Origin of the sequence: Enterobacter sp. R-1.6.2, from assembly GCF_035064085.1 — a bacterium.
Classification (GTDB): domain Bacteria; phylum Pseudomonadota; class Gammaproteobacteria; order Enterobacterales; family Enterobacteriaceae; genus Enterobacter; species Enterobacter asburiae_B.
On record NZ_JASEYI010000001.1, the window covers coordinates 173,204 to 199,218 of the forward strand.

General features: G+C 54.2%; 22 protein-coding genes and 1 pseudogene. 10 read left to right on the forward strand and 13 right to left on the reverse strand.

Annotation, left to right across the window (positions count from 1 at the left end):
* Position 1: 1 nt before the first annotated feature.
* The 5 genes and pseudogenes from QMN93_RS00805 (at position 2) to pdeR (ending at position 9,631) form a co-directional block, all read left to right on the forward strand.
* A pseudogene (locus QMN93_RS00805) lies at positions 2 to 3,094 on the forward strand (multidrug efflux RND transporter permease subunit).
* A 270-nt stretch (positions 3,095 to 3,364) separates the two neighbouring features.
* Complete coding sequence (fabI, locus tag QMN93_RS00810) at positions 3,365 to 4,153, forward strand: enoyl-ACP reductase FabI (RefSeq protein ID WP_003856831.1); 789 nt, start codon at positions 3,365 to 3,367, stop codon at positions 4,151 to 4,153.
* A 153-nt stretch (positions 4,154 to 4,306) separates the two neighbouring features.
* A complete protein-coding gene (locus tag QMN93_RS00815) occupies positions 4,307 to 5,293 on the forward strand; it encodes a CMD domain-containing protein (RefSeq protein ID WP_064672647.1) in 987 nt (328 codons plus the stop codon).
* 88 nt (positions 5,294 to 5,381) lie between these two features.
* Positions 5,382 to 7,316: an exoribonuclease II gene (locus tag QMN93_RS00820; RefSeq protein WP_193139391.1), complete on the forward strand. Its 1,935-nt coding sequence runs from the start codon at positions 5,382 to 5,384 to the stop codon at positions 7,314 to 7,316.
* A gap of 323 nt (positions 7,317 to 7,639) precedes the next feature.
* Positions 7,640 to 9,631, forward strand: a complete 1,992-nt coding sequence (pdeR, locus tag QMN93_RS00825; protein WP_029740520.1) for a cyclic di-GMP phosphodiesterase — start codon at positions 7,640 to 7,642, stop codon at positions 9,629 to 9,631.
* On the opposite strand, the gene QMN93_RS00830 is transcribed toward pdeR, so the two are convergent.
* Positions 9,628 to 10,497 (reverse strand): crotonase/enoyl-CoA hydratase family protein, encoded by an 870-nt coding sequence (locus QMN93_RS00830; protein ID WP_069302923.1) that lies wholly within the window; start codon positions 10,495 to 10,497, stop codon positions 9,628 to 9,630. The two genes, pdeR and QMN93_RS00830, sit on opposite strands and share 4 nt — an antisense overlap.
* Before the next feature lie 193 nt (positions 10,498 to 10,690).
* On the opposite strand from QMN93_RS00830, the gene QMN93_RS00835 reads away from it, so the two are divergent.
* From QMN93_RS00835 to osmB, 3 genes are all read left to right on the forward strand, one after another.
* Positions 10,691 to 10,873 (forward strand): hypothetical protein, encoded by a 183-nt coding sequence (locus QMN93_RS00835; protein WP_029740522.1) that lies wholly within the window; start codon positions 10,691 to 10,693, stop codon positions 10,871 to 10,873.
* Between the two features lie 43 nt (positions 10,874 to 10,916).
* Complete coding sequence (locus QMN93_RS00840) at positions 10,917 to 11,669, forward strand: DNA-binding transcriptional regulator YciT (protein ID WP_023312063.1); 753 nt, start codon at positions 10,917 to 10,919, stop codon at positions 11,667 to 11,669.
* Positions 11,670 to 11,932: 263 nt separating this feature from the next.
* The gene (gene osmB, locus QMN93_RS00845; protein WP_028018806.1) at positions 11,933 to 12,151 is read left to right on the forward strand and encodes an osmotically-inducible lipoprotein OsmB; all 219 of its coding nucleotides are present in this window, start codon (positions 11,933 to 11,935) and stop codon (positions 12,149 to 12,151) included.
* Positions 12,152 to 12,256: 105 nt separating this feature from the next.
* Here osmB and yciH read toward each other — a convergent pair whose 3' ends face one another.
* The 5 genes from yciH to pgpB all read right to left on the reverse strand — a co-directional run bounded on the left by yciH (position 12,257) and on the right by pgpB (position 15,906).
* Entirely contained in the window at positions 12,257 to 12,583 is a 327-nt protein-coding gene (yciH, locus tag QMN93_RS00850; protein WP_193139394.1) for a stress response translation initiation inhibitor YciH, read from the reverse strand.
* Entirely contained in the window at positions 12,583 to 13,320 is a 738-nt protein-coding gene (pyrF, locus tag QMN93_RS00855) for an orotidine-5'-phosphate decarboxylase (RefSeq protein WP_193139396.1), read from the reverse strand. The genes yciH and pyrF overlap by 1 nt, the downstream gene beginning before the upstream one ends.
* Positions 13,321 to 13,505: 185 nt before the next feature.
* Positions 13,506 to 14,675 (reverse strand): lipopolysaccharide assembly protein LapB, encoded by a 1,170-nt coding sequence (gene lapB / locus QMN93_RS00860; protein ID WP_023335944.1) that lies wholly within the window; start codon positions 14,673 to 14,675, stop codon positions 13,506 to 13,508.
* 6 nt (positions 14,676 to 14,681) lie between these two features.
* Positions 14,682 to 14,990: a LapA family protein gene (locus tag QMN93_RS00865; RefSeq protein ID WP_023312067.1), complete on the reverse strand. Its 309-nt coding sequence runs from the start codon at positions 14,988 to 14,990 to the stop codon at positions 14,682 to 14,684.
* A gap of 148 nt (positions 14,991 to 15,138) precedes the next feature.
* Positions 15,139 to 15,906, reverse strand: coding sequence for a phosphatidylglycerophosphatase B (gene pgpB / locus QMN93_RS00870; RefSeq protein ID WP_047061013.1), 768 nt, complete (start codon positions 15,904 to 15,906; stop codon positions 15,139 to 15,141).
* Positions 15,907 to 16,103: 197 nt separating this feature from the next.
* Here pgpB and ribA point away from each other — a divergent pair, with 197 nt between their 5' ends.
* Positions 16,104 to 16,694: a GTP cyclohydrolase II gene (gene ribA, locus QMN93_RS00875; protein ID WP_008501210.1), complete on the forward strand. Its 591-nt coding sequence runs from the start codon at positions 16,104 to 16,106 to the stop codon at positions 16,692 to 16,694.
* 37 nt (positions 16,695 to 16,731) lie between these two features.
* Here ribA and acnA read toward each other — a convergent pair whose 3' ends face one another.
* The 6 genes from acnA to topA form a co-directional block, all read right to left on the reverse strand.
* Positions 16,732 to 19,407: an aconitate hydratase AcnA gene (acnA, locus tag QMN93_RS00880; RefSeq protein ID WP_064672650.1), complete on the reverse strand. Its 2,676-nt coding sequence runs from the start codon at positions 19,405 to 19,407 to the stop codon at positions 16,732 to 16,734.
* Positions 19,408 to 19,568: 161 nt separating this feature from the next.
* On the reverse strand, positions 19,569 to 19,667 hold the full coding sequence (ymiC, locus tag QMN93_RS00885; RefSeq protein WP_032623144.1) for a small membrane protein YmiC: 99 nt from the start codon (positions 19,665 to 19,667) through the stop codon (positions 19,569 to 19,571).
* A 138-nt stretch (positions 19,668 to 19,805) separates the two neighbouring features.
* A complete protein-coding gene (locus tag QMN93_RS00890) occupies positions 19,806 to 19,976 on the reverse strand; it encodes a hypothetical protein (RefSeq protein WP_032656727.1) in 171 nt (56 codons plus the stop codon).
* A 2-nt stretch (positions 19,977 to 19,978) separates the two neighbouring features.
* Entirely contained in the window at positions 19,979 to 20,119 is a 141-nt protein-coding gene (locus QMN93_RS00895; protein ID WP_213327741.1) for a YmiA family putative membrane protein, read from the reverse strand.
* A gap of 338 nt (positions 20,120 to 20,457) precedes the next feature.
* Positions 20,458 to 21,432 (reverse strand): HTH-type transcriptional regulator CysB, encoded by a 975-nt coding sequence (gene cysB / locus QMN93_RS00900; RefSeq protein ID WP_008502814.1) that lies wholly within the window; start codon positions 21,430 to 21,432, stop codon positions 20,458 to 20,460.
* A gap of 187 nt (positions 21,433 to 21,619) precedes the next feature.
* The gene (topA, locus tag QMN93_RS00905) at positions 21,620 to 24,217 is read right to left on the reverse strand and encodes a type I DNA topoisomerase (RefSeq protein WP_182383674.1); all 2,598 of its coding nucleotides are present in this window, start codon (positions 24,215 to 24,217) and stop codon (positions 21,620 to 21,622) included.
* A gap of 399 nt (positions 24,218 to 24,616) precedes the next feature.
* Between topA and QMN93_RS00910 the strand changes: the two genes are divergently transcribed.
* Entirely contained in the window at positions 24,617 to 24,868 is a 252-nt protein-coding gene (locus QMN93_RS00910; RefSeq protein ID WP_023312072.1) for a YciN family protein, read from the forward strand.
* A 34-nt stretch (positions 24,869 to 24,902) separates the two neighbouring features.
* Here QMN93_RS00910 and sohB read toward each other — a convergent pair whose 3' ends face one another.
* Positions 24,903 to 25,949, reverse strand: coding sequence for a protease SohB (gene sohB / locus QMN93_RS00915; RefSeq protein WP_047061016.1), 1,047 nt, complete (start codon positions 25,947 to 25,949; stop codon positions 24,903 to 24,905).
* Positions 25,950 to 26,015: the final 66 nt, after the last annotated feature.

Genomic DNA, 26,015 nt, shown 5'->3' on the forward strand with positions numbered 1-26,015 from the left:
AATGCCGCATTTTTTTATTGAACGCCCCGTTTTCGCCTGGGTTGTAGCGCTTTTTATCGTCCTGGCAGGGCTCCTGTCTATTCCCCGTTTGCCGGTTGCGCAGTATCCGGCGGTGGCGCCGCCTGGAATCATTATTTCCGTCAGTTACCCGGGGGCCAGCCCCGATATCATGAACACGTCGGTGGTATCGTTAATCGAGCGCGAAATCTCCGGCGTAGATAATTTGCTCTACTTTGAATCATCCAGTGACACAACCGGTTCGGCATCGATTACCGTCACCTTTAAACCGGGCACGGACATCAAGCTGGCGCAGATGGATCTGCAGAATCAGATTAAGATCGTGGAGCCTCGTCTGCCTCAGGCGGTAAGGCAAAACGGCATCAACGTCGAGGCCGCTAACTCTGGCTTTTTAATGATGGTGGGGCTGAAGTCGGCGACGGGTCAATTTGAGGAAGCCGAATTAAGCGACTATTTTGCCAGAAACGTCAGTGACGAGCTTCGTCGCGTGCCCGGCGTAGGGAAAGTTCAGCTGTTTGGCGGCGAAAAAGCGCTGCGCATCTGGTTGGATCCCATGAAGCTCCACGGCTACGGGCTTTCGGTAAGCGATGTTCTTACCGCCGTTGGCCAGCAAAATGCCCTGGTTTCGCCCGGCAAAACGGGAGATGAGCCAGCCTCTGCAGGACAAGGGGTGACGTATCCCATCACCGTGAAGGGACAGCTCTCCTCGGTAGAGGCGTTCAGGAATATCACCCTGAAATCTGACGCATCCGGTGCCCGCCTGAAACTGTCCGACATTGCGCGGATTGAATCTGGCCTGCAAAGCTACGCCTTTGGTATCCGTGAAAATGGCGTGCCCGCAACGGCGGCAGCAATCCAGCTCTCGCCTGGCGCGAATGCGATGAGCACGGCTTCCGGCGTACGGGCGCGCATCGACGAGCTTTCCCGGGTGTAACCCGACGGAATGGCGTTTACGATCCCCTTCGATACCGCGCCGTTTGTGAAACTTTCTATTATGAAGGTTGTTCAGACATTTGTGGAAGCGATGGTCCTCGTCTTCCTGGTTATGCTGCTGTTTCTGCACAAGATACGCTGTACGCTTATCCCGGCGATTGTTGCTCCCGTCGCGCTTCTTGGCACCTTCACGGTGATGCTATTGAGCGGCTACTCCATCAATATTCTGACGATGTTCGGCATGGTGCTGGCAATAGGGATTATCGTTGATGATGCCATCGTGGTCGTGGAGAACGTTGAACGACTGATGGAGGAAAAAAGCCTGTCCCCGCGTGACGCCACGCGGCAAGCCATGCAGGAAATCACCCCGGCGATTATTGGCATCACGCTGGTGCTGACCGCCGTCTTTATCCCCATGGGGTTTGCTGAAGGGTCCGTCGGGATTATCTACCGACAATTTTGTATTTCCATGGCGGTCTCCATACTGCTGTCCGCGTTTCTTGCCCTGACGCTGACGCCTGCCCTGTGCGCAACGTTACTCAAGCCGCATAAGCCAGGAAAGAGAGGCGGAAGGTTCGCGATCGGGTTTAACGCGCGCTTGCGTTCGCTCACCGCCTGTTACGAAGCCGGGCTGGGTGCCGTTCTGAAGCGAACCGGGCGTATGCTGCTCCTGTACGCTGCGCTTTGTGCTGCGCTGTTTCTGGGGTTGTCTTCGCTACCGTCGTCTTTTCTGCCGGATGAAGATCAGGGCTACTTTATGTCCTCAATCCAGCTGCCTTCTGATGCCACGATGCAGCGTACCCTCAACGTGGTTAAAAAATTTGAAGAGGAAATTGCGACCCGGCCGGATATTGAAAGCAACATTATGATCCTGGGGTTTGGATTTTCAGGTTCAGGGCCAAACTCGGCTATGGCCTTCACCACGCTGAAGGACTGGAAAGATCGGCAGGGCTCGACGGCCCAGGGGGAAGCCGACCGGATTCAGGCCAGCATGGCAAACGTCTCTGATGCCGTCACGATGAGCCTGCTCCCGCCGGCCATTTCGGATATGGGCACCTCGTCGGGCTTCACCTGGTACGTGCAGGACAGAGCGGGACTGGGCTACGAGGCGTTAAAGCGCGCTGCCGACGCGCTGGTCCTGCAGGCCAACCAGCGCCCTGAACTGAGTGACGTGTATATAGACGGTCTGCCGGAAGGAACAAGCCTCGCGCTCCAGGTGGACAGAGAAAAGGCGGAAGCGATGGGCGTCGCATTTGATGAAATCAACCAGACGCTCTCCGTCACCCTGGGCTCAAATTACGTCAATGACTATACGAATAACGGCCGCGTTCAGCAGGTGATCATTCAGGCCGATGCGCCTTACCGAATGCAGCCTGAGCAGATACTGGCATTATCAGTGAAAAACCGGATGGGACAGATGGTGCCGGTATCGACGTTTGCCACGCTTTCCTGGCACGTTGCGCCCCAGCAGTTGACGCGTTATCAGGGATATTCGGCTATTCGCATTACCGGAAATGCGGCGCCGGGAGAGTCCAGCGGCACCGCAATGAAGGTTATGGAGGACGTGTCCAGGAGTCTGCCTCAGGGCATGGCTGGCGAGTGGGCCGGCAGTTCATTGCAGGAGAGAAAATCGGAATCTCAGCTTCCGGGCCTTATCGTCCTGTCGATACTGGTCGTGTTTATGGTGCTGGCCGCCCTGTATGAGAGCTGGTCTATTCCTTTTGCGGTCATGCTGGTCGTTCCGCTGGGTCTTATCGGCGCGGTGATCGCGGTGTCCGTTGCCGGCATGACGAATGACGTTTTCTTCAAGGTCGGCCTGATTACGCTTATCGGCCTGTCGGCCAAGAACGCCATTCTGATTGTTGAATTTGCCAGGCAACTCCATCGCCAGGGGCAGCCCCTGCTGGCGGCAACCATTCATGCCGCCGGCCAGCGCCTGCGCCCTATTCTGATGACGTCGTTAGCCTTCACCTTAGGGGTTGTTCCGTTGATGCTGGCCCGTGGTGCGAGCGACAGTACGCAGCATGCCATCGGTACCGGCGTATTTGGCGGCATGATTAGCGGTACGCTTCTCGCCATTTTCTTCGTACCGGTTTTCTTTATCGTCATCGCGCGCTTCATCGACAACCTCAGGAAAGCGTGAATACCCTCGCGGGATCGCGCTTCCTCGCTGGTTGGATGAGGTGAACCTGTTGCCGGGTGATATACTGGACGAATGCTGAAATTTTGAGCCCCCGCGAGTCCGCGGCGCATTCTTCGGGGCAGGCGTCTTCGGAGAAGAGCGAGAAATATCGTGACACAAGGGGCTGTGAGTGGGCTATAATTTCGAGCTAATTTCGAATGATTTTGAAATACTGCCTGTAACGCTATGAATTACAAGGCAAAATTAGCAATGAATATAAGGATTAAAGCTATGGGTTTTCTTTCCGGTAAGCGCATTCTGGTGACTGGCGTTGCCAGCAAACTGTCCATCGCATACGGCATCGCACAGGCAATGCATCGCGAAGGCGCTGAGCTGGCGTTCACCTACCAGAACGACAAGCTGAAAGGCCGTGTTGAAGAGTTTGCCGCGCAGCTGGGTTCCAGCATTGTTCTGGAATGTGACGTTGCACAAGACGAAAGCATCGACGGCATGTTTGCTGAACTGGCAAAAGCATGGCCGAAATTCGACGGTTTCGTTCACTCCATTGGCTTCGCTCCTGGCGACCAGCTGGACGGCGACTACGTGAACGCGGTTACCCGTGATGGCTTCAAAATCGCTCACGACATCAGCTCCTACAGCTTCGTTGCGATGGCGAAATCCTGCCGCGCGATGCTGAACCCGGGCGCAGCCCTGCTGACCCTGTCCTATCTGGGCGCTGAGCGTGCTATTCCTAACTACAACGTTATGGGCCTGGCGAAAGCCTCTCTGGAAGCCAACGTACGCTACATGGCGAACGCAATGGGTCCTGAAGGCGTGCGCGTTAACGCCATCTCTGCAGGTCCTATCCGCACCCTGGCAGCTTCCGGTATTAAAGATTTCCGTAAAATGCTGGCACACTGCGAAGCGGTTACCCCGATTCGTCGTACCGTTACCATTGAAGATGTGGGTAACTCTGCAGCATTCCTGTGCTCTGACCTTTCCGCTGGTATCTCCGGTGAAGTGGTTCACGTTGACGGCGGCTTCAACATCGCTGCAATGAACGAGCTGGAAATTAAATAAGCTGTGACTCTCTTCCCGCCCGGGAAGAGAGTTTTCCCCCTGCACCACCCCTTCGTTATTCCGTTCTGCTATTTGTTATCACCTAACAATATTTTTCCCTTTATCTGCCTTACGCCAGGATATTGATCGCCATTTTGAGATCAAGGAACGCACATGGAACAACGCCGTTTTTCCGGCAAAGGCCACTGGTATCACGAGACCCAGTCGAACCACGCGCAGAAAGATGTTCTGCCTCTGGTGCCCGAAGCCGCTAACGTCGACGATCGTTTTTTGCTCGATTTAGCCCTGCCTGATGAGATTGTCGCCGCCTGTTCTGGCTGGCTTACCCCTGCCAGGGCCTTGTGCCACCAGCTGTTTCCGCTCTCGATTCCCGTGAACCGCCTGCATACGCTCAGCGCATACGATCGGCTCAGCACCGCGCTAACGGTCGCACAGGCCTGTGGCGTTCAGCGGCTTTGTAACCATTACGCCGCCCTCCTCGCCCCGCTTCCCGGCCCGGACTCCTCGCGCGAAAGTAACCGACGTCTGGCGCAAATTACGCAGTATGCCCGCCAGCTCGCCAGCTCTCCTGATGTGATTGATGATAAAGCGCAGAACCAGCTTGATGAGGTTGGCCTGTCAATATATGACATTGTGGTGATTAACCAGATTATCGGGTTTATTGGTTTTCAGGCGCGCGTAGTCGCGGTTTTTCAGGCGCTGTTAGGACACCCCGTTCGCTGGTTGCCAGGCCATCATATTCAGCCGCACACGCTGCCCGCGAGCCACGCCGCCTGGGTGCCGCTGTTGCCCGTCGTCGAGCTGCGCTATGCGAGTGCGCATCAGCTTGAGTCGCTGTCCCGCTGGCAGGCAGAACCCGCGCTGGAGGCGCTGACGCCGGTCCTTTGCCATGAGCCTTCGCTGCTCGACCTGACCGGAGAAATCCTGTTAAACACCCGCGAAGCGATCCCGCTGACGTCCCCCGCACTTTCGGCGGCGGTCGAACTGCTGACACGCTCTCCGGACCGCTTCAGCGCCGCGCAGTTTACCCCGCTAACGGATCAGGGACTCCCCGGCGAACATGCCATCATGCTGCTTACCCGAAGCGCGTTTGATGGCTGGCTCAATCGTCTGAAAGTCGCGTTTGGTAAAGAGGAATAACCATACTAATTACCCAAAGAGCGCTTGCTGAGACAGTGAGAATCGCGTAAAACTGTCAGCCGCTCAATGGCTACGAAAATAGAACATTATGTTTCAGGACAACCCGCTGCTAGCGCAGCTTAAACAGCAACTGCATTCCCAGACGCCGCGTGCAGAAGGGGTCGTAAAAGCCACGGAAAAGGGCTTTGGCTTCCTTGAGGTTGACGCGCAGAAAAGCTACTTCATTCCGCCACCGCAGATGAAGAAAGTGATGCATGGCGATCGCGTCATGGCCGTCATTCATACCGAGAAGGACCGCGAGTCTGCCGAGCCGGAAGAACTGATCGAACCGTTCCTGACCCGTTTTGTGGGTAAGGTGCAGAGAAAAGACGATCGTCTTGCTATCGTGCCGGATCATCCCCTGCTGAAAGATGCCATTCCCTGCCGCGCCGCCCGTGGCGTTGAGCATGATTTTAAAGAAGGTGACTGGGCCGTAGCAGAAATGCGCCGTCATCCTCTGAAAGGCGATCGCGGTTTTTATGCTGAGCTGACCCAGTTCATTACCTTTGGCGCCGACCATTTCGTACCATGGTGGGTCACGCTGGCACGCCATAATCTTGAAAAAGAAGCACCTAACGGCGTAGCGACCGAGATGCAGGACGAAGGTCTGACGCGCCGCGATCTCACCGCACTGGAGTTTGTCACCATCGACAGCGCCAGCACGGAAGATATGGATGACGCGCTGTACGCTGAAGAAGGCGCCGATGGCAAACTCCATCTGACCGTCGCCATTGCCGATCCAACCGCCTGGATTGCCGAAGGCAGCAAGCTGGATGACGCGGCGAAAATCCGTGCGTTCACCAACTACCTGCCGGGCTTTAACATTCCGATGCTGCCGCGCGAATTGTCAGACGATCTCTGCTCGCTGCGTCCAAATGAAGTGCGCCCGGTCCTTGCCTGCCGCATGACTATCGCCGCAGATGGCGCGATTGAAGACGATATCGAGTTCTTTGCCGCTACCATCGAATCGAAAGCCAAGCTGGCCTACGATAACGTCTCCGACTGGCTTGAAAATACCGGTAGCTGGAAACCTGAATCAGACGCCATTGCCGCGCAAATCCGTCTGCTGCATCGCATCTGCCTGAACCGCGGCGAGTGGCGTAAAACCCACGCGCTGGTGTTCAAAGACCGCCCGGATTATCGCTTTGTTCTGGGCGAGAAAGGCGAAGTGCTGGACATCGTGGCCGAACCGCGACGCATTGCGAACCGCATCGTTGAAGAGGCGATGATTTCCGCCAACATCTGTGCCGCACGCGTGCTGCGCGACAGGCTGGGCTTTGGCATTTACAACGTCCACACCGGTTTTGATCCGGCGAATACCGAAGCGCTGGCGGCGCTGCTGAAAAATCACGATGTGCACGTTGATCCGGAAGAAGTGCTGACGCTGCCGGGCTTCTGCAAGCTTCGCCGCGAGCTGGACGCGCAGCCGTCGGGCTTCCTGGACAGCCGCATTCGTCGCTTCCAGTCCTTCGCTGAAATCAGCACCGAGCCTGGCCCGCACTTTGGCCTTGGCCTCGAAGCTTACGCCACCTGGACATCGCCGATCCGTAAGTATGGCGATATGGTTAACCACCGCCTGCTGAAAGCGATTATCAAAGGTGAAACCATTGCCCGTCCTCAGGAGGACACCACGCTGCAGATGGCCGATCGTCGCCGTCTGAACCGCATGGCCGAGCGTGACGTTGGTGACTGGCTGTATGCACGCTTCCTGCAGGATAAAGCCGGTACGGATACCCGTTTCGCCGCAGAGATCATCGATATCAGCCGCGGGGGCATGCGCGTCCGTCTGGTCGATAACGGTGCTGTCGCGTTTATTCCTGCGCCGTTCCTGCATGCGGTTCGTGACGAAATGGTCTGTAGCCAGGAAAACGGTACCGTGCAAATTAAAGGTGAAACAGTTTACAAAGTCACCGACGTGATTGACGTTACTATCTCCGAAGTTCGCATGGAAACCCGCAGTATTATCGCGCGCCCTGTCGCCTGATAACCGGTTCAATTGTCGGCCGTTTCCTTTCCGGAAGGGCCGACAATTTTTCTTTTTATCCCCGCCACAAAATCATTATTTTTCCTTACTATTTTCAGCATCCCTTCGCCCAAAACCGCCATAATTATCTACAGTAAAAGAGTGTTGTTATATTCGGTTACGTGAATTTCTATACGCTCAGTATCCTTTTTAACCTGACTCGTTTTATTATAAGAAAGCAGGGAAAAACAACAGGTTCACTTCGGTTTTGCCGCTGTTTCTCAACGGAAAAGTCGACAGCAAATGAATAATTTGTGCGCTAATGAACAGCTGCGGGAGAAAACATGATGGACGATCTGGAGCAGAATTTGCTGTTTCGCTACATGGGGACTCACAGCCCGTGGTGGCGCCTGTCAGCCGACAGCAACGCTCTGCACCTTTCCACCAGCGAAAATGCCGATGTCACTCAGGTCGTGGCGCTGGACGATGAACAGGCCGATCTCATCCGTCATTTAACCGTTATTACCTCCAGCATTTCCATGTCGCTCTCCCTGTACGGGGAAGATGTCCCGGTTCATCTTGTGGGCCGTAAAATTACCCGCAACGAGTGGGCAGGCACCGCTTCCGCCTGGAACGATACGCCCTCCGTGGCGCGCGATCTGGCTCAGGGGCTCTCTTTCGCGGAACAGGTTGTCTCTGAGGCCAACTCCGTCATTGTTATTCTCGATCAGCACGGCAATATTCAGCGTTTTAACCGGCTTAGCGAAGAGTACACCGGCCTGAAAGAGCAAGAAGTGATTGGGCAGAACGTGTTTAAGCTGTTTATGAGCCGCAGCGAAGCGGCAGCCTCAAAGCGCAATATTACCGGTTTTTTTCGCAACGGCAGCTCCTACGAAGTCGAACGCTGGATCAAAACGCGTAAAGGGCAGCGCCTTTTTCTGTTCAGAAACAAATTCGTGCACAGCGGCAGCGGTAAAAATGAAATTTTCCTTATCTGTTCCGGGACAGATATTACCGAGGAGCGCCGCGCTCAGGAGCGGCTGCGCGTGCTGGCCAATACCGATACCATCACCGGCCTGCCAAACCGCAATGCGATCCACGATCTGATTTCTGACGCCATCGACAACCGCGGCGACACGCAGGTGGGCGTGGTGTATCTCGATCTGGATAACTTTAAAAAGGTCAACGACGCTTACGGGCATATGTTTGGCGATCAGCTGTTGCAGGCTGTCGCCCTCGCCATCTTGAGCTGTCTGGACGAGGAACAGGTGCTGGCGCGTCTTGGCGGCGATGAGTTTATCGTCATGGCCACCAATACCTCTCAGGGCTCTCTGGAGGCGATGGCGTCGCGCATTTTAACCCGTCTGCGCCAGCCGTTCCGAATCGGTCTGATTGAGATTTATACCGGCTGCTCTCTGGGTATCGCCCTCGCCCCGCAGCACGGGAACGACCGGGAAAGCGTTATTCGCAACGCCGATACCGCCATGTACACCGCCAAAGAGAACGGCCGGGGCAAGTTCTGCGTCTTCTCACCCGAGATGAACCAGCGCGTGTTTGAATATCTTTGGTTGGATACCAACCTGCGCAAGGCACTGGATAACGATCAGCTTCTGATCCACTATCAGCCGAAAATAACCTGGCGTGGAGAAGTCAGAAGCCTTGAAGCGCTGGTCCGCTGGCAATCACCAGAACGCGGCCTGATCCCGCCGCTGGAGTTTATCTCTTATGCCGAGGAGTCGGGGTTGATTGTGCCGCTGGGCCGCTGGGTGATGCTCGACGTGGTTCGCCAGGTGGCGAAATGGCGCGATAAGGGAATAAACCTGCGCGTGGCGGTGAACGTCTCTGCACGCCAGCTGGCCGACCAGACCATCTTCAGCGACTTAAAGCAGGCGCTGAAGGATCTGAATTTTGAATACTGCCCGGTCGACGTCGAGTTGACCGAAAGCTGTCTTATCGAGAATGAAGAGCTAGCGCTGTCCGTGATCCAGCAGTTCAGCCGACTCGGGGCGCAAATTCATCTGGATGATTTTGGCACCGGCTACTCTTCCCTTTCTCAGCTGGCCCGCTTCCCTATCGACGCCATTAAGCTCGATCAATCTTTCGTCAGGGATATTCATAAGCAGTCTATTTCCCAGTCGCTGGTGCGCGCTATCGTCGCGGTGGCGCAGGCGTTAAATCTGCAGGTGATTGCCGAGGGTGTGGAAAATGCAAAAGAAGACGCCTTTCTGACCAAGAACGGCGTCAACGAACGGCAGGGCTTTCTGTTTGCTAAGCCGATGCCCGCTGCCGCATTCGAGCGATGGCTAAAACGATATCAAGCGCGAAATCAACGTTAACTGGCTTTACGCAGGCCCGCCGCGTGATGGCGGTTTTGCAGCGTGACCAGTCGCTCCATGTAGGCGATATCTTTCGGCTCCAGGCAGAAAGCGGCATCAACCCAGTCTTCCGTGATGTCCATCAGTTCACTGCGGGGCAATTGCAGAACGCGCGTACGGGCGCGCAGCATCGCCCTTACGCCATTCAGTTTTGGCCGCAGCGTATCGATGAAGGTTCGCATGGAGACATAGCTTTGTCCGGGTTCAAACAGGCCATCAACCAGCCCGTGCTGTTCGTACCATTCAGCCGTATGGGATTCTCCTTTGTAGATAAGTTCTTCCGCCAGCTTCATGCCTGCACGGCGTGCAACCAGGGAATATCCTCCCATACCCGGAAACAGGTTGAAGGCAATCTCCGGGAAACCCAGACGGGCATCGCGCTGAGCCAGGACGAAATGGTGCGCCAGAGCGGCCTCAAACCCGCCTCCTAACGCACTGCCTTCGACCATCGCCAGAGAGATGGCTCCCGAATCAAACCCCCGTGAAGCCGCATGGACGCAATCAACGCAGGCGCGAGCGTACGCCCGTAACGCTTCCCGACGTCCGTTCTGAATGCACTCGACGAAGAACTGTAAATCCCCGCCGGCATTGTACATCTCGGGAACCAGCGAACCGGTTACCCAAAAATCAACCGCAAAACCAGACTGGCGAACCAGCCATGAAAAGTTCATGATCTCCTCTATTAACGCATGGTTAAAGCAAGGACGTGGCTGAGCCCGCAGCATCATCCAGACCGTGTGACGCTCCGCCTCGTAATACCCTGACAGCTGCGTGAACCGTTCAGTATCGGTAAACAGTGTGCAGGTAGGCTGATTGATAACTGTCATAGTCTAATTCCTCTTATAAAAAAGCGCCTTGCGCGCAGTTTTAGACTAATCCACTCATTAAGCCTGCTGCATGAGGGGGAATAAATTTATCACTTACGTTTATGTAATTTAGTTATTGCATTTTTTCCCTTCTCTTTTGATCCTATTTTCTGCATCATTGAAAATATTAACTTTTCGCGCCTGGGGTGAGATTATGTCGACTATTGACGCACAAGCTGTAGCACAACGAATTGATACCGTGCTGGATATCCTGGTGGCGGGCGATTATCACTCTGCTATCCGTAATCTCGAGATCCTGAAGTCTGAACTTCTTGCTCAGAATGGTGCTGACAATGCGCCAGAAAACGGACAGCCAAAAGCGCCGTGGGAAGTTTAACCCCACCGTCTCCGACCTCGTTTCGCTTTATTAAATGGATGCTATGAATTCCCGACAACAACTCATTTTGCAGATGGTCATCGATCAGGGACGCGTAAGCGTAGTCGATCTCGCTAAAACCACCGGCGTTTCTGAAGTCACCATCCGTCAGGATCTTAATCTGCTGGAAAAACAGAGCTACCTGCGTCGCGCGCACGGATATGCTGTCCCGCTGGACAGCGATGACGTTGAGACGCGCATGATGAATAACTACGCGCTCAAACGAGAACTGGCGGAGTTTGCCGCGTCCCTGGTGAACAACGGCGAGACCGTCTTTATTGAAAACGGCAGCAGCAATGCCCTTCTGGCGCGCACGCTTGCCGATCAAAAAGACGTTACCATCATCACCGTCAGCAGCTATATCGCGCATTTGCTCAAAGAGACGCGCTGCGAGGTGATTCTGCTGGGCGGTATTTACCAGAAAAAAAGTGAAAGCATGGTTGGCCCGCTGACCCGTCAGTATGTTCAGCAGGTTCATTTCAGCAAGGCCTTTATCGGGATTGACGGCTGGCAGCCGGAGACAGGTTTTACCGGCCGGGATATGATGCGCTCCGACGTGGTGAATGCCGTGCTGGAAAAAGAGTGTGAAGCCATTGTGCTGACCGACAGCTCTAAATTTGGCGCCGTTCACCCTTATACGATGGGCCCCGTGTCACGCTTTAGCCGCGTGATTACCGATGAACGGTTGAGCGATGCGCACCGTAATAAACTGGAAGATGACGGGCTGATCGTCAATATTATTAAAACGACCGCCTGAGTTCCCTCCGCGCCCGAATTTCGGGCGCATACGCCCTTCTTTCTCTGAGATGATTCCTGGTACTTCTTTAAGAGTTTTTACCTGTTTAACCTGCATTAAAGTCGTAAAATTAATGTTAGCGATATAACAGGAAGTGACTATCACCTGCGTCATTACGTAACGCCTGCGCGACCAGCTTTCACGGAGAACAGAATTAAGTATTCGATTCGTCTATACTTAACGTGTACATCTTTCCGTGAATCGATAATTCAGGAGAAAGTATTATGACCTTAACCAGCAAAAAAGTAGCCGCCGCTGTTCTGGCAATCACTGTAGCAATGTCCCTGAGCGCTTGCTCTAACTGGTCTAAACGTGACCGTAACACCGCTATTGGTGCCGGTGCCGGTGCTCTCGGTGGTGCAGTATTAACGGATGGTAGTACGCTGGGTACATTAGGTGGCGCTGCTGTCGGTGGTATTATCGGTCACCAGGTTGGCAAATAATTATTATCTAAGCCTTCCCCGGTATTGCGATATTTGAACGCATTTCAGGTCTGACATACGCACGTATATAACACGAGCCACGGCATTTGCCGTGGCTCATTTATTTTAACCGCCTGCCAGTTTGACGTTCATCCCTTTGGCTTCCAGCAGAGTTTTTATTAAATCGCGCTTATCTCCCTGGATTTCAATAATGCCGTCTTTAACGGCGCCGCCGCAGCCACATTTTTTTTTCAACTCGGCCGCCAGCTTTGCCAGTTCAGCACCATCCAGGTCAATGCCGGAGATAAGGCAAACCCCTTTCCCTTTTCGTCCACTGGTCTGGCGCTGGATCCGAACGATGCCGTCTCCCTTTGGACGTTCAACTTTCGCTTTCGGCTCGTCTATACGCCCGCTATCGGTTGAATAGACCAGACGGCTGTTGGAATCGGTCATTACGCCCCCTTTTTCAGCGATGCGTTGATAGCCTTAAGCGTCTCAGCCGGGTTGGGAGACTGCGTTACCGGACGCCCGATGACCATGTAGTCAACGCCAGCAGCCAGCGCCTGTTCAGGCGTCATAATACGGCGCTGATCGCCCACTTCGCTGCCTGCAGGACGGATACCCGGCGTAACCAGTTTAAAATCCTGGCCCAGCGCTGATTTGAAACGTACCGCTTCCTGCGCGGAGCAGACGACGCCATCCAGGCCGCAATGCTGCGTCAGACGCGCGAGACGTTCGGCATGCTCGGCGGGTGACAACGTCACGCCCAGGTCGCGAAGATCGTTTTCGTCCATACTGGTCAGCACCGTGACCGCAATCAGCAACGGTGCATCTTTACCGAACGGCAGGAGCGCCTCACGGGCGGCCGTCATCATTCTTGCCCCACCCGATGCGTGGACGTTGACCATCCATACGCCCAGCTCTGCGGCTGCGGCAACCGCGTGCGCCGTGGTATTCGGGATATCGTGGAATTTCAGGTCGAGGAAAACGTCAAAGCCGCGCTGCTGCAGATCGCGAACGATTTGCGGTCCAAACAGCGTGAACATCTCTTTGCCAACTTTCAAACGGCAGTCGCGAGGGTCGATGCCGTCGACAAACGCCAGTGCAGCGTCACGCTTATTGTAATCAAGCGCAACAACAACAGGAGAATCCGTAATTACGCGGGAAGTGGAGGATGTAACAGACGTCATGACCAGCCCTTTTCGTCTATGGGCGCGCAGCGGCGCGGAACAGATAAACGGCCAGCATTCTACCTGCCGACGCCGCAAATTGACAGGATCCATTTACGCGCCTGCCAGGCCGGCTAACCGCACGGAGCACAGGACAGTGGAAAAACCATCAGTATGTTGTAACTAAAATGCGGCGTTTTAAAAAATTATTGCCCGTCCAGGCCGCGGATTGGCTTGATGGTGGACCAGGCGCGGCAGGAAGGACAGTGCCAGTAGAGCGTATACGCGGTAAAACCACACTTCTGGCAACGATAGCGCGGCTTGCTGCGCACCTGTTCGCCAACCATGTCGCGCAGCACCATCAGGCTCTCTTTGGCGCGCCCTTCTTCTGCGTCGTTCAGGTGGTAATCCATCAGCTTGTGGAACACCCGCATGGTCGGATGACGCTGCAGCTGACGCGTAATATAAACCTGCGCGGTGTCGCTGCCCTCATACTGCTCAACAACGTCAGAGAGCATCAGTTCAGCGGTGGCGCCGGTATTTTCTTCCACGCAGCGACGCAGGAAAGCTACCCACTCTTCCTGCTTGTCGAGCTGTTGATAGCAGGTTTGCAGCATTTCCAGCGTTTCACTGACCAGTTCTTTGTCCTGGTCGATAACCCGCAGCAGGCTTTCAACGGCTTTGGCGTAGTCGCCATTCGCCATAAAGACGCGCCCCATCATGATGGAGATGCGCGCGCTGTTGCGATCCGCGGCGGCGCCTTTCTTCAGCAGCGCCATGGCTTTATCCATGTCGTCGTTGCCCATCTGCTGAAGCGCAAGCTCACAGTAGAAATGGGCGATCTCAACGCGCTGCTTATCTTTACCCAGCTTCACCAGGCGTTCAGCGGTATCAATGGCTTTCTGCCAGTCGCTGGTGGCCTGATAAATCTGCAGGAGTTGCTGCAATGCCCCGATGCGAAAATCTGTTTCATCCACCAGCTGCGCGAACATATCTTCAGCGCGATCGTACAACCCCGCGGCCATGTAATCCCGCCCCAGCTGTTGCACCGCAAGGAGACGTTGATCGTAGGTCAGCGAGGCGCTTTCCATCAGGGTCTGGTGAATACGAATGGCGCGATCGACCTCGCCGCGCGAGCGGAACAGGTTGCCCAGGGTGAGATGCGCTTCAACCGTCCCCGTATCCTCTTTCAGCATATCGAGGAACAGGTCTACCGCTTTGTCCTGCTGATTGCTCAGGAGGAAGTTCACCCCCGCAACGTAGTCGCGTGAGAGCCGGTTGGCCTCATCCTGTTTTGTTTGCTGCGCACTTCTGCGGCCCATATACCAGCCATAGGCTGCGGCTACAGGCAAAAGCAGAAACAACAACTCCAGCATAGTCGATTATTCCTTCACGACCGGCACACCAGAGCTTTCCGGGATGTCAGACGCAGGGGCAATGTTATTTTCGAGTCGCTTAATTTTACGTTCAGCGCGCGCAAGAGAAACACGGACTTTCAGCCAGAACAGACCGCAAACCAGCCAGCCAATGGCAAAGCCGGCAGCAAACAAGACCGCCAGCAGGCTCGAGACGCGATACTCACCCTGAGCCAGCAGATAGTTAAACGTCACCTGCTGATCGTTTTGTGCACCCAACGTGACTGAAATGACAAAAATCGCCAATACCAGTAAGAAAATGAGTAAATATTTCACATTACTTCCCGTTATGTGGTTCAAGCAAATAAAGTGTGTTCAATTCACCGCAATCAGCCTTATAAACTACCATTTTAGCGACGAGCGCGAAACGGAAAAAGTGACGCGCAGGTCATGGATCTATGGGCAAAATACGGAATATCAACCGTCAGGCGTCTGTCTGGTCCCTTTCGGCTATTTCTTCTTTCTCTTCAGGCGGTGGCGTTAGCGGGCCGCAGAATCGTTCAGTGAGCCAGGTCGCCATCATAATCAGCAGCCATGAGATGAGCGTGGCGACGACCAGGTCGCGCGGCCAGTGCATCCCCAGCAGCAGGCGGCTTCCCATAACCCCGGTCGCCCAGATCAGTAAAATCACGATAGTGATCGTTCGACGCCTTGGCCAAAGCAGCCCAACTCCCAGCAACGCCCAGCTGGCCGCAAACATGGTGTGACCGGAAGGAAACGCGAACCCGGTCTCTTTCTGCCAGTGTTTACGCAAGAATTTCGGGATATCCTGCTGTTCCGCAAGCTGTTCTTTCACCAGCGCGCCGCGATCTTTACGCTTTAAATTGTAGAACTCATCTACCGGAACATGATGCGTTTTTTCCAGCCAGACGACAAAAGGACGCGGCTCCTGAACGCGATCTTTAACCCAGGACTTCACGCCCTGACCGACAAGGATAGCGCCCCCGAGGATCGCAAAGAGCATCAGCGCCGCGCGCAGACGAAAGCGCAGGCACCACAGAAACCAGGCGCAGAGGAGTACGTGGGTAATAATCCCCCACGGCTGGGTGACCGTTTCCGTTATCCAGTATAACGTTTTCAGCCACGTGGCGTTCTGCCCGGGCTGCCACATCCAGCCTGAAAGCCATACGGCCAGAGGCATAATCAGTAAAATGGCCGCACCTGCTGCCGTACGTCTGGCGATTGAAAGCATGTCTTCTCCTTTTTCGCTAAGCGTCACAATCATAACTGAAATTAATCATCCGGGTGGATATGTCGGATCGTGCGTTTAACGTTCATATAGCATGGTGCCCATTAGGCGAACCTGCTGAGCTTGTGGCAAAATGAACTGATACAGAAAGCAAAACAGGGCAAAGGCACGAAACGTGTCAGCCTACTCTGGAGAATCACATGCAGCTTAAACGTGTGGCAGAAGCCAAACTGCCAACCCCATGGGGCGATTTCCTGATGGTGGGTTTTGAAGAACTGGCAACCGGACAGGATCATGTCGCGCTGGTTTATGGTGACATTTCAGGGCAGACGCCGGTTCTGTCCCGCGTCCATTCAGAGTGTCTTACCGGCGACGCGCTGTTCAGCCTGCGCTGTGATTGTGGTTTCCAGCTGGAAGCCGCCCTGTCTCATATTGCAGAAGAAGGTCGCGGTGTGCTGCTTTATCACCGTCAGGAAGGTCGTAATATTGGTCTGCTGAATAAAATCCGCGCCTACGCGCTTCAGGACCAGGGCTACGATACGGTTGAAGCAAACCATCAGCTTGGCTTTGCCGCTGACGAACGCGACTTCACCTTATGCGCCGATATGTTCAAGCTGCTGGGCGTCGACGAAGTTCGCCTGCTGACCAATAACCCGAAAAAAGTGGAGATCCTGACCGAAGCGGGGATCAACATCGTCGAGCGCGTACCGCTGATTGTCGGCCGAAACCCGAAAAACGCCCACTACCTGGATACCAAAGCCGCCAAAATGGGCCATCTGCTGAAAGAGTGATGCTAAAAAGCCCGGCACGAGTGCCGGGCTCGTTTCATCAGTCCAGCATCTTACGAATCACATAATGTAATATGCCGTCATTCTGGTAATAGGTCAGCTCGGTTGCCGTATCAATACGGCACCGGCAATCCAGCACCTCGATTTTCCCGTCTGCCCGCGTTAACTTCACCGGCACCGTTTTACCCGGCTGCAGGTTTTGCAAACCGCTAATCTCAATCTGCTCTTCCCCGGTCAGTCCCAGCGTTTTACGCGTCACCCCCTGCGGGAACTCGAGCGGCAGGATCCCCATACCGATCAGATTCGAGCGGTGAATACGTTCAAACGATTCGGCGATAACCACGCGAACGCCAAGCAGACGCGGACCTTTCGCCGCCCAGTCGCGGCTGGAGCCGGAACCGTACTCTTTCCCGGCGATCACCGCCAGCGGCGTACCTTCCTGTTGATATTTGACCGCCGCATCATAGATCGAAACGACTTCCATCCCCGGCAGATGGCGCGTCATGCCCCCTTCCACGCCCGGTACCATTTCGTTACGAATGCGGATGTTGGCAAAGGTCCCGCGCATCATGACCTCATGATTGCCGCGACGCGATCCGTAGGAGTTAAAATCGCGGCGTTCGACGCCCCGGCTCTGCAGATAACGGCCTGCCGGGCTATCGGCTTTGATACTTCCGGCCGGAGAGATATGGTCGGTCGTGACGGAATCTCCCAGCATCGCCAGTATGCGCGCGCCGTGGATATCCTTAAGCGGTGCCGGCTCGGCCAGCATCTCATCAAAGAACGGCGACAGACGAATATAGGTCGAGTCATCCTGCCAGTCGTAGGTATCTGAGCCCACGACGTTGATGGTTTTCCATTCCGGCGTACCTTCAAAGACCTCCGCATACTCTTTGCGGAACATCTCGGTTGAGACCTTTTCGACGGCCAGCGCGATTTCACGCGAAGATGGCCAGATATCTTTCAGGTAGACAGGATCGTTCTTGCGATCGTGACCAATCGGATCGGTCGCCAGGTTGATATTCATGTTCCCTGCCAGGGCATACGCCACAACCAGCGGCGGTGAGGCGAGCCAGTTGGTTTTCACCAGCGGGTGAATACGCCCTTCAAAGTTTCGGTTACCGGACAGGACCGCGCCTACCGTCAGGTCACCCTGCCTGATCGCCGTTTCAATGGGTTCAGGCAGCGGGCCGGAGTTACCAATACAGGTCGTACAGCCGTAGCCCACGAGGTTGAAACCCAGTTCGTCAAGGTACGGCGTCAGTTTGGCCTGCGCGAGGTAATCCGATACCACTTTGGAACCCGGTGCCAGCGAGGCCTTGACCCATGGCTGAGGTTTTAGCCCAAGCTCTACCGCCTTTTTCGCCAGCAGACCGGCCGCCATTAATACGCTGGGGTTCGAGGTGTTGGTGCAGGAGGTAATGGCCGCAATCACAACCGCGCCATCCGGGAGCTGATACTGATGTCCGTTCAGAACATAGTCGACCGGACGGTGATCTTTCTGCGCCACGTTCACTTCAAGGGCATTGCTGGCGGCAAAGGCTTTTGGCACGTCACTCAGCGCAACCCGATCCTGCGGACGTTTAGGGCCGGCGAGGCTCGCCTCAACGCTTCCCATATCGAGTTCAAGCGTGCTTGTGAAGACCGGTTCATCGCCCGGGTTTCGCCACATGCCCTGCGCTTTGGTATAGGCCTCCACCAGCGCGACCTGCTCTTCGCTGCGTCCGCTAAGGCGCATGTATTCCAGCGTGACGTCATCGATGGGGAAAAAGCCGCAGGTTGCACCGTATTCCGGCGCCATATTGGCAATGGTGGCGCGGTCGGCCAGCGGCAGCGAATCCAGACCATCCCCGTAGAATTCTACAAACTTGCCCACCACACCATGCTTACGCAGCATCTGGGTGACGGTGAGCACCAGATCGGTGGCGGTAATGCCTTCAGACAGCTTGCCGGTGAGCTTGAAGCCCACCACGTCAGGGATAAGCATGGACACCGGCTGGCCGAGCATGGCCGCTTCCGCTTCGATACCCCCGACGCCCCAGCCCAGCACGCCCAGACCGTTGATCATGGTGGTATGGGAGTCCGTGCCCACCAGCGTGTCCGGATAGGCGACCCACTCTTTATCCTGCAATTCACTCCAGACGGCTTTACCCAGATATTCAAGGTTAACCTGGTGACAAATACCGGTACCCGGCGGGACCACGCTAAACCGGCTGAACGCCTGCTGCCCCCACTTCAGGAACACGTAGCGCTCGTGGTTGCGCTCCATCTCCAGACGCACGTTCTCGCCAAAGGCGTCGTCATCCCCAAAGCGGTCAACGGTTACGGAGTGGTCAATGACGAGGTCAACGGGGGAAAGCGGATTCACTTTTGCCGTATCTCCGCCGAGACGCTTAACGGCCTCGCGCATCGCGGCTAAATCAACGACGGCAGGAACACCGGTAAAGTCCTGCATCAGCACCCTGGCGGGGCGGTAGGCGATTTCTCTGTCGGCATGGGCATTTTCCAGCCACCCTGCCAGCGCCTGGATATCATCGAGGGTGACAGAGTCACCGTCCTGCCAGCGCAATAGATTTTCCAGTAAAACTTTCAATGACTTGGGTAAACGCGAAATGTCCCCAAGCGTTCTGGCAGCCAGCGGCAGGCTGTAGTAATGCCAGGTTTTATTTTCTGCCTGTAACGTATCCTTACTGGCTTCGCGTAGGGTTAACGACATAAGCTCCTCCTTAATCACAGAGATGCCCCGACTATCATCAGGGCCGTAATTAAAGATAACACAAAGATGTCGTAACGTTTTGATAACAACCCAAATTGATAAATTTAGGATTGGTCCAGAAAGGGAAAACAAAAAACCCCGCCGTAGCGAGGTTTTACAATTTAGTGGAGGGCCAACCAGATGAGCTGACTCCAGAACAGAATCGACACGGTAAAAACGCCGATCCATGACCAGTATTTGTGAGACGTCATGTTATTCATCATAGGGACACCAGGCATTATTTATTAAAAGTTCCGAGGTAAGTCCTCAGTGCTATATTGCTGATGTGTATTTATTAAAGAGTACGAAAGTGCAGAGTCGATATTCAGACTATTTGCATCATTACGCAATTAACTAAATTATTGTTTTTTGGGTTCGTCTTCTGCGAACACATCAATAAACGCTTGCTGCTGCGGCGTCAGTTTCCAGGACGCGGGTACAACAGTCGCAGGTGCTTTACGCCCTCTGTGGCCGTTGTCACGATGCTGACACATCTGTTTTACCGTTTCTGTACGTACCGTCACTGCCATATTTAACCCCAATATTTCCAGGCCAGGAGAGCAACCACCACCCAAAACAGGGTAGAGACGAGAAAGACCGCCAGCCAGGCTTTACGCTTGAGCGCAGGATCCCTTTGCGGTTCTTCACTTCCTGAAGGCATTGCTAACCTCATACAATCGACATCGCTTATCATTTAGGACCAAACAATTGGTACAATTAATCATCTGTTGAGATAAATCCTAAAGAAACTTTAGCCGAAAAGCCAGTGAATTTACGCACCGGAAGGTATGAAATATTCAATCTTTTGACCAGAAATAAATAATTGAAAAGAAAAATTTGCGAAGGCGTAAATTAGTTTCTACTTTTGTCGCCAATTCACGACATTATAACCTTACGAATTAAATGGATAATGACATTATATGACAGGGGATACGCAGATGATGATAATTCTAATTTAGCTTTGAGGCGTTATTTCGGTATCTTTCCCTAAGGGAAAGATACCGGGTGTGATTATTTTTCGGGGAGTTTGATGTCTTTAAACATCTCTTCAATATCTTCATTTGAGCGTAATGCAACGGCGGTATCAACCACGTCACGCGTTAAATGAGGGGCAAAGCGCTGAATAAAATCATACATATAGCTGCGCAGGAAGGTGCTGCGACGGAAGCCAATCTTTGTGGTGCTATGACTGAAAACATCATGCGCATCAAGACGCACCAGGTCAGGGTCTGACACCGGATCCACCGCCATGCTGGCAATAACGCCCACCCCCAGACCAAGTCGCACATAGGTTTTAATCACGTCGGCATCCGTCGCGGTAAAGACAATGCGCGGCGTTAACCCTGCCCGGTTAAAGGCCGTATCAAGCTCGGACCGTCCGGTAAAGCCAAACGTATACGTTACCAGCGGATATTGCGCCAGCTCTTCGATAGTGACCGACCCTTTGCCCGCCAGGGGGTGATCGGGGGTCACCACGATAGAACGGTTCCAGTGATAGCATGGAAGCATCACCAGATCGTCATACAGGTGAAGCGCTTCGGTGGCGATGGCAAAGTCTGCATTCCCCTTGGAAACGGCTTCAGCAATTTGCGTTGGCGAGCCCTGATGCATATGCAAAGAGACGCGAGGATAACGCTCGATAAAGCCTTTGATAACGCCGGGTAGCGCATAGCGCGCCTGGGTATGCGTCGTGGCAATATACAGCGAACCTTTATCCGGCCAGGTGTGTTCCCCTGCCACCGACTTAATTGCGTCGACTTTAGAGAGGACTTCCCGCGCAATGCGGATGATTTCCTGCCCCGCAGGCGTCACCTGGGTGAGATGCTTACCGCTGCGGGCAAATATCTGGATACCTAACTCGTCCTCCAGCATACGAACTTGTTTGCTGATGCCCGGTTGCGAGGTATACAACCCCTCGGCGGTAGAAGAGACGTTAAGGTTATGATTCACCACCTCAACGATATAACGAAGCTGCTGTAATTTCATGCCAGACCATCCGATTTAGCGCATGCGGTCAATCGCTTAAGACGATTTAATAATAAGAAACAGGTTAACTATAACCACTATATCATTTATAGCCTGACTGTATAGTACGGAACAAAAAATAATAACAAGGCAATAAAAAAGGGCCGGAAATCCGGCCCTTTTACAGGTAAGTTACGGTAAGGGAAGATTATTTCTTGCCTTCAACCCATTTGCCATCGACAAAGAAGGCTGACCATCCGGTCGCTTTACCCTCTTTCTCGGCCGCAACATACTGCTGCTTAGTTTTACGGCTAAACCGTACCACGGTTTTGTTGCCTTCCGGATCCTGCTGTGGCGCATCGGCCAGATAACACAGTTTCTCAGGCAGACGATCGCGGAAGCGATGCAACTCTTCCACCAGCGGCGCGCGCGTTTCACGCGATTTCGGGAAGGTGTTGGCGGCCAGGAAGACACCTGCGGCACCATCACGCAGCACAAAGTACGCGTCGGATTTCTCGCACGGCAGTTCTGGCAGCGGAACCGGATCTTCCTTCGGAGGAGCCACTTCGCCGTTACGCAGAATTTTGCGCGTGTTTTTACACTCGTCGTTGGTACAGGCCATGTACTTACCGAAACGCCCCATTTTCAGGTGCATTTCAGAACCACACTTCTCGCATTCCACAATCGGGCCGTCATAGCCTTTAATGCGGAACTCGCCCTCTTCGATCTCATACCCGTCACACGTTGGGTTATTACCGCAGACGTGCAGCTTACGTTTTGGATCGATCAGGTAGCTGTCCATTGCCGTACCGCATTTCTTGCAGCGGCGTTTGGCACGCAGAGCGTTAGTTTCCGCATCATCACCTTCCAGCACGTTGAGAACTTCGTTCTCAGGCACCAGGTTGATGGTGGTTTTGCAGCGCTCTTTTGGTGACAGCGCATAGCCGGAGCAGCCAAGGAACACGCCCGTGGTTGCGGTGCGGATCCCCATCTTGCGGCCGCAGGTTGGACAGTCGATGCTGGTCAGAACCATCTGGTTAGGCAGCATGCCGCCCTCTTCAGGGTCTTTCTCCGCTTTTTCAAGCTGGTCGGTAAAGTCGCTGAAGAAGCTGTCGAGTACCTTTTTCCATTCCGCCTGATGGCTGGCAACCTGGTCGAGGCTGTCTTCCATTTGCGCGGTGAAATCGTAGTTCATCAACTCACGGAAGTTTGCTTCCAGACGGTCAGTGACGATCTCACCCATTTTTTCCGCATAGAAACGGCGGTTTTCAACGCGCACGTAGCCACGGTCCTGGATCGTCGAGATGATTGACGCGTAGGTCGACGGACGACCAATACCGCGTTTTTCCAGCTCTTTCACCAGGGACGCTTCACTGAAGCGCGCAGGCGGCTTGGTGAAGTGCTGGGCTGGCACGAGGTCAACCAGCGAGAGCTCGTCCCCTTTATTTACCGCCGGCAGCGTTCGGTCTTCATCACCTTTACGCAGCGCTGGCATCACCTTCGTCCAGCCGTCGAAACGCAGGATACGACCGCGCGCTTTGAGACGGAACTCACCCGCGCCAACGGTCAGCGTGGTGGAGTCGTACTGCGCTGGCGTCATCTGGCACGCCACGAACTGGCGCCAGATCAGCTGATACAGCTTCTGCGCGTCGGCTTCCATGTCTTTCAGCGATTCCGCTAACACCGAGACGTCAGAAGGACGAATCGCTTCGTGTGCTTCCTGAGAGTTCTCTTTGCTGGCGAACTGGTTAGCGCTTTCAGGCAGGTATTTCTTACCGAAATTGTCACTGATGTAGCCGCGCACCATGCTGACCGCGTCCTGGCTCAGGTTGGTTGAGTCGGTACGCATGTAGGTGATGTAGCCCGCTTCATACAGGCGCTGCGCCATCATCATGGTCTTCTTCACGCCATAACCCAGACGCGTGCTTGCAGCCTGTTGCAGCGTGGAGGTAATAAACGGTGCCCCTGGCTTGCTGCTGGTCGGTTTGTCTTCACGTTCCAGCACCTGATAGCGTGCTTTTTCCAGCAGCGCTACGGCGGCCATGGTCTGATCGCGGTTTTCTGGACGGAAAGGCTTGTCGTTGTGATGGCTCACCTGCAGCGGCAGAGCGTCACCGCCAGGCGTGGTCACATTGGCATCGACTTCCCAGAACTCTTCCGGCACGAAGGCTTTAATTTCGCGCTCACGCTCAACGACCAGACGCACGGCGACGGATTGCACACGCCCTGCGGACAGGCCACGGGCAATCTTCTTCCACAGCAGTGGAGAGACCATGTAGCCCACAACGCGGTCCATAAAGCGACGTGCCTGCTGTGCGTTTACGCGGTCAATATTCAGTTCGCCCGGCTTCTCAAACGCCTGACGAATCGCATTCTTCGTAATTTCGTTAAACACTACACGGCTGTAGCGTTTGTCATCACCACCGATCACTTCCCGCAGGTGCCAGGCAATGGCTTCCCCTTCGCGGTCAAGGTCGGTTGCGAGATAGATGTGGTCTGCTTTTTCAGCAAGCTGCTTCAGCTCGTTAACGACTTTTTCTTTCCCGGGCAGCACTTCATATTGTGCATCCCAGTTATGCCATGGGTTAACACCCATGCGGTTGACAAGCGCGCTACGTTCATCCTTTTTAGGCTTTTTAGCCCCTTTGGTGGAGGTAGAGTCTGCGCTCTTTTTGCTGGCTGAGCCACTGGTCGGCAAATCGCGGATATGACCCACGCTGGACTTAACCACGTAGTCATTACCCAGATACTTATTGATCGTTTTGGCTTTTGCCGGGGACTCAACGATGACGAGAGCTTTACCCATATTCACCTTTACCTAATTTAATTCTTCCAGGAATACGCCGCACGTTGATTTCCCTTCCGCTGACGACGAGCCAATGATATTGCGACTGCGTCAGGAGATATCAACCCCTTTGTCTTACCGGACGTTAATGAGAAGACGCCCAGGTGATTGAGTTTTCGGGTATTTTTCTCACATCTCGTGTAATTCGTGACGAATTCCCGGTTGAATGTCAAGCAATTCTGTTGCCAGAATGACGAAAGCGCACACTCTACCTGATAAAATTCGTTACGCAACTTTATTAGCATGCAAAAGCAGATCCCGCCAGCCAGGACCCTGCACCTTATCCCCTCACATTACAGGGAAAATTTGCCCCCAAAGCGCCCTCGGCGTAGACTATTGTCACTGTTTAAGGAGTGGATTATGCAGAATACGACCCAACCTATTGACCGAGCCTCTCTGCTTATCGAAGCAAACAAGCTTATCCGTGACCATGAAGATACGCTGGCGGGCATTGAAGCCACCGGCGTAGAGCAGCGTAATGGCGTGCTGATTTTCAGCGGCGAATACTTCCTTGACGAACAGGGTTTACCGACCCCGAAAAGCACCGCCGTGTTTAACATGTTCAAATACCTGGCGCATACGCTTTCAGAGAAATATCACCTGGTCGATTAACGCAAAACGCGAGGCATATGCCTCGCGTTTTTGTTTACAGCAGCGGTTTTTGTCCGCGCTGAAGCCAGCGCAGCAGCAGACGGTCCGCGCTTTCTGCGGCACTGTTGGTAAAGCGGTCAAGGAGTCGCTTACGCTGGGTAAAGCGCACGCCCACCAGTTCCCGGCCTTCCATCAGATTGAGCAGCAGATCGTCGCTGGTTCCGACTTCATCCACCAGCCCTTTCTCCTGCGCCTGGACGCCGTACCAGTGCTCGCCCGTCGCGACCTGTTCAATATCGAGCGTTGGGCGCATACGGTGTACAAAATCTTTAAAGAGATGATGCGTTTCGTTGAGATCTTCGCGGAATTTTTGGCGCCCTTCTTCCGTGTTTTCCCCCAGCAGCGTCAGGGTACGTTTGTACTGACCCGCCGTGTGAAGTTCGATATCAATCTCTTTATTTTTCAGGAAGCGGTTAAAGTTCGGAATTTGTGCGACCACGCCGATCGAGCCAATAATGGAGAACGGCGCGGCAACAATTTTGTCCGCCACGCAGGCCATCATGTAGCCACCGCTCGCGGCCACTTTATCCACGGCAACGGTCAGCGGGATCTGTTTTTCACGCAGGCGCTGCAGCTGTGAGGCGGCCAGTCCGTAACCGTGAACGACCCCGCCCGGGCTTTCAAGACGCACGACAACCTGATCCTGCGGTGTCGCCACGGCCAGAACGGCAGTCACTTCTTCCCGCAGAGAAGACACTTCATGCGCATCCATACTGCCTTTAAAATCGAGCACATAGACGCGCGGCGTGGCCTTATCCTGCGGCGCATTAAGCTTTGCTTTTGCCTTTGCCGCTTTGGCTTCCTGTTTATGCTTTTTCTTCTGCGCTTTCAACCAGAGTTTCTGTTGATGACTATCAAGCAGCGCCAGAGACATCTCTTCCTGCATCTCTTTATACTGCTCGCTAAGGCGGGTGATGCGTAACTCCCCACGCTGACGCTTGCGCTGCGTCAGGTTGGCAATCAGAACGGCTACCACCGCAATGGCAACCACCACCGTCGCGATTTTGGCCAAAAACAACCCATATTGAGAAAGTAATTCCACGCGTTCCACCTTGATTTAACCACGAATCTTTCACGGCAGTGTACAACAGCCCTGCCCATGCGTCTC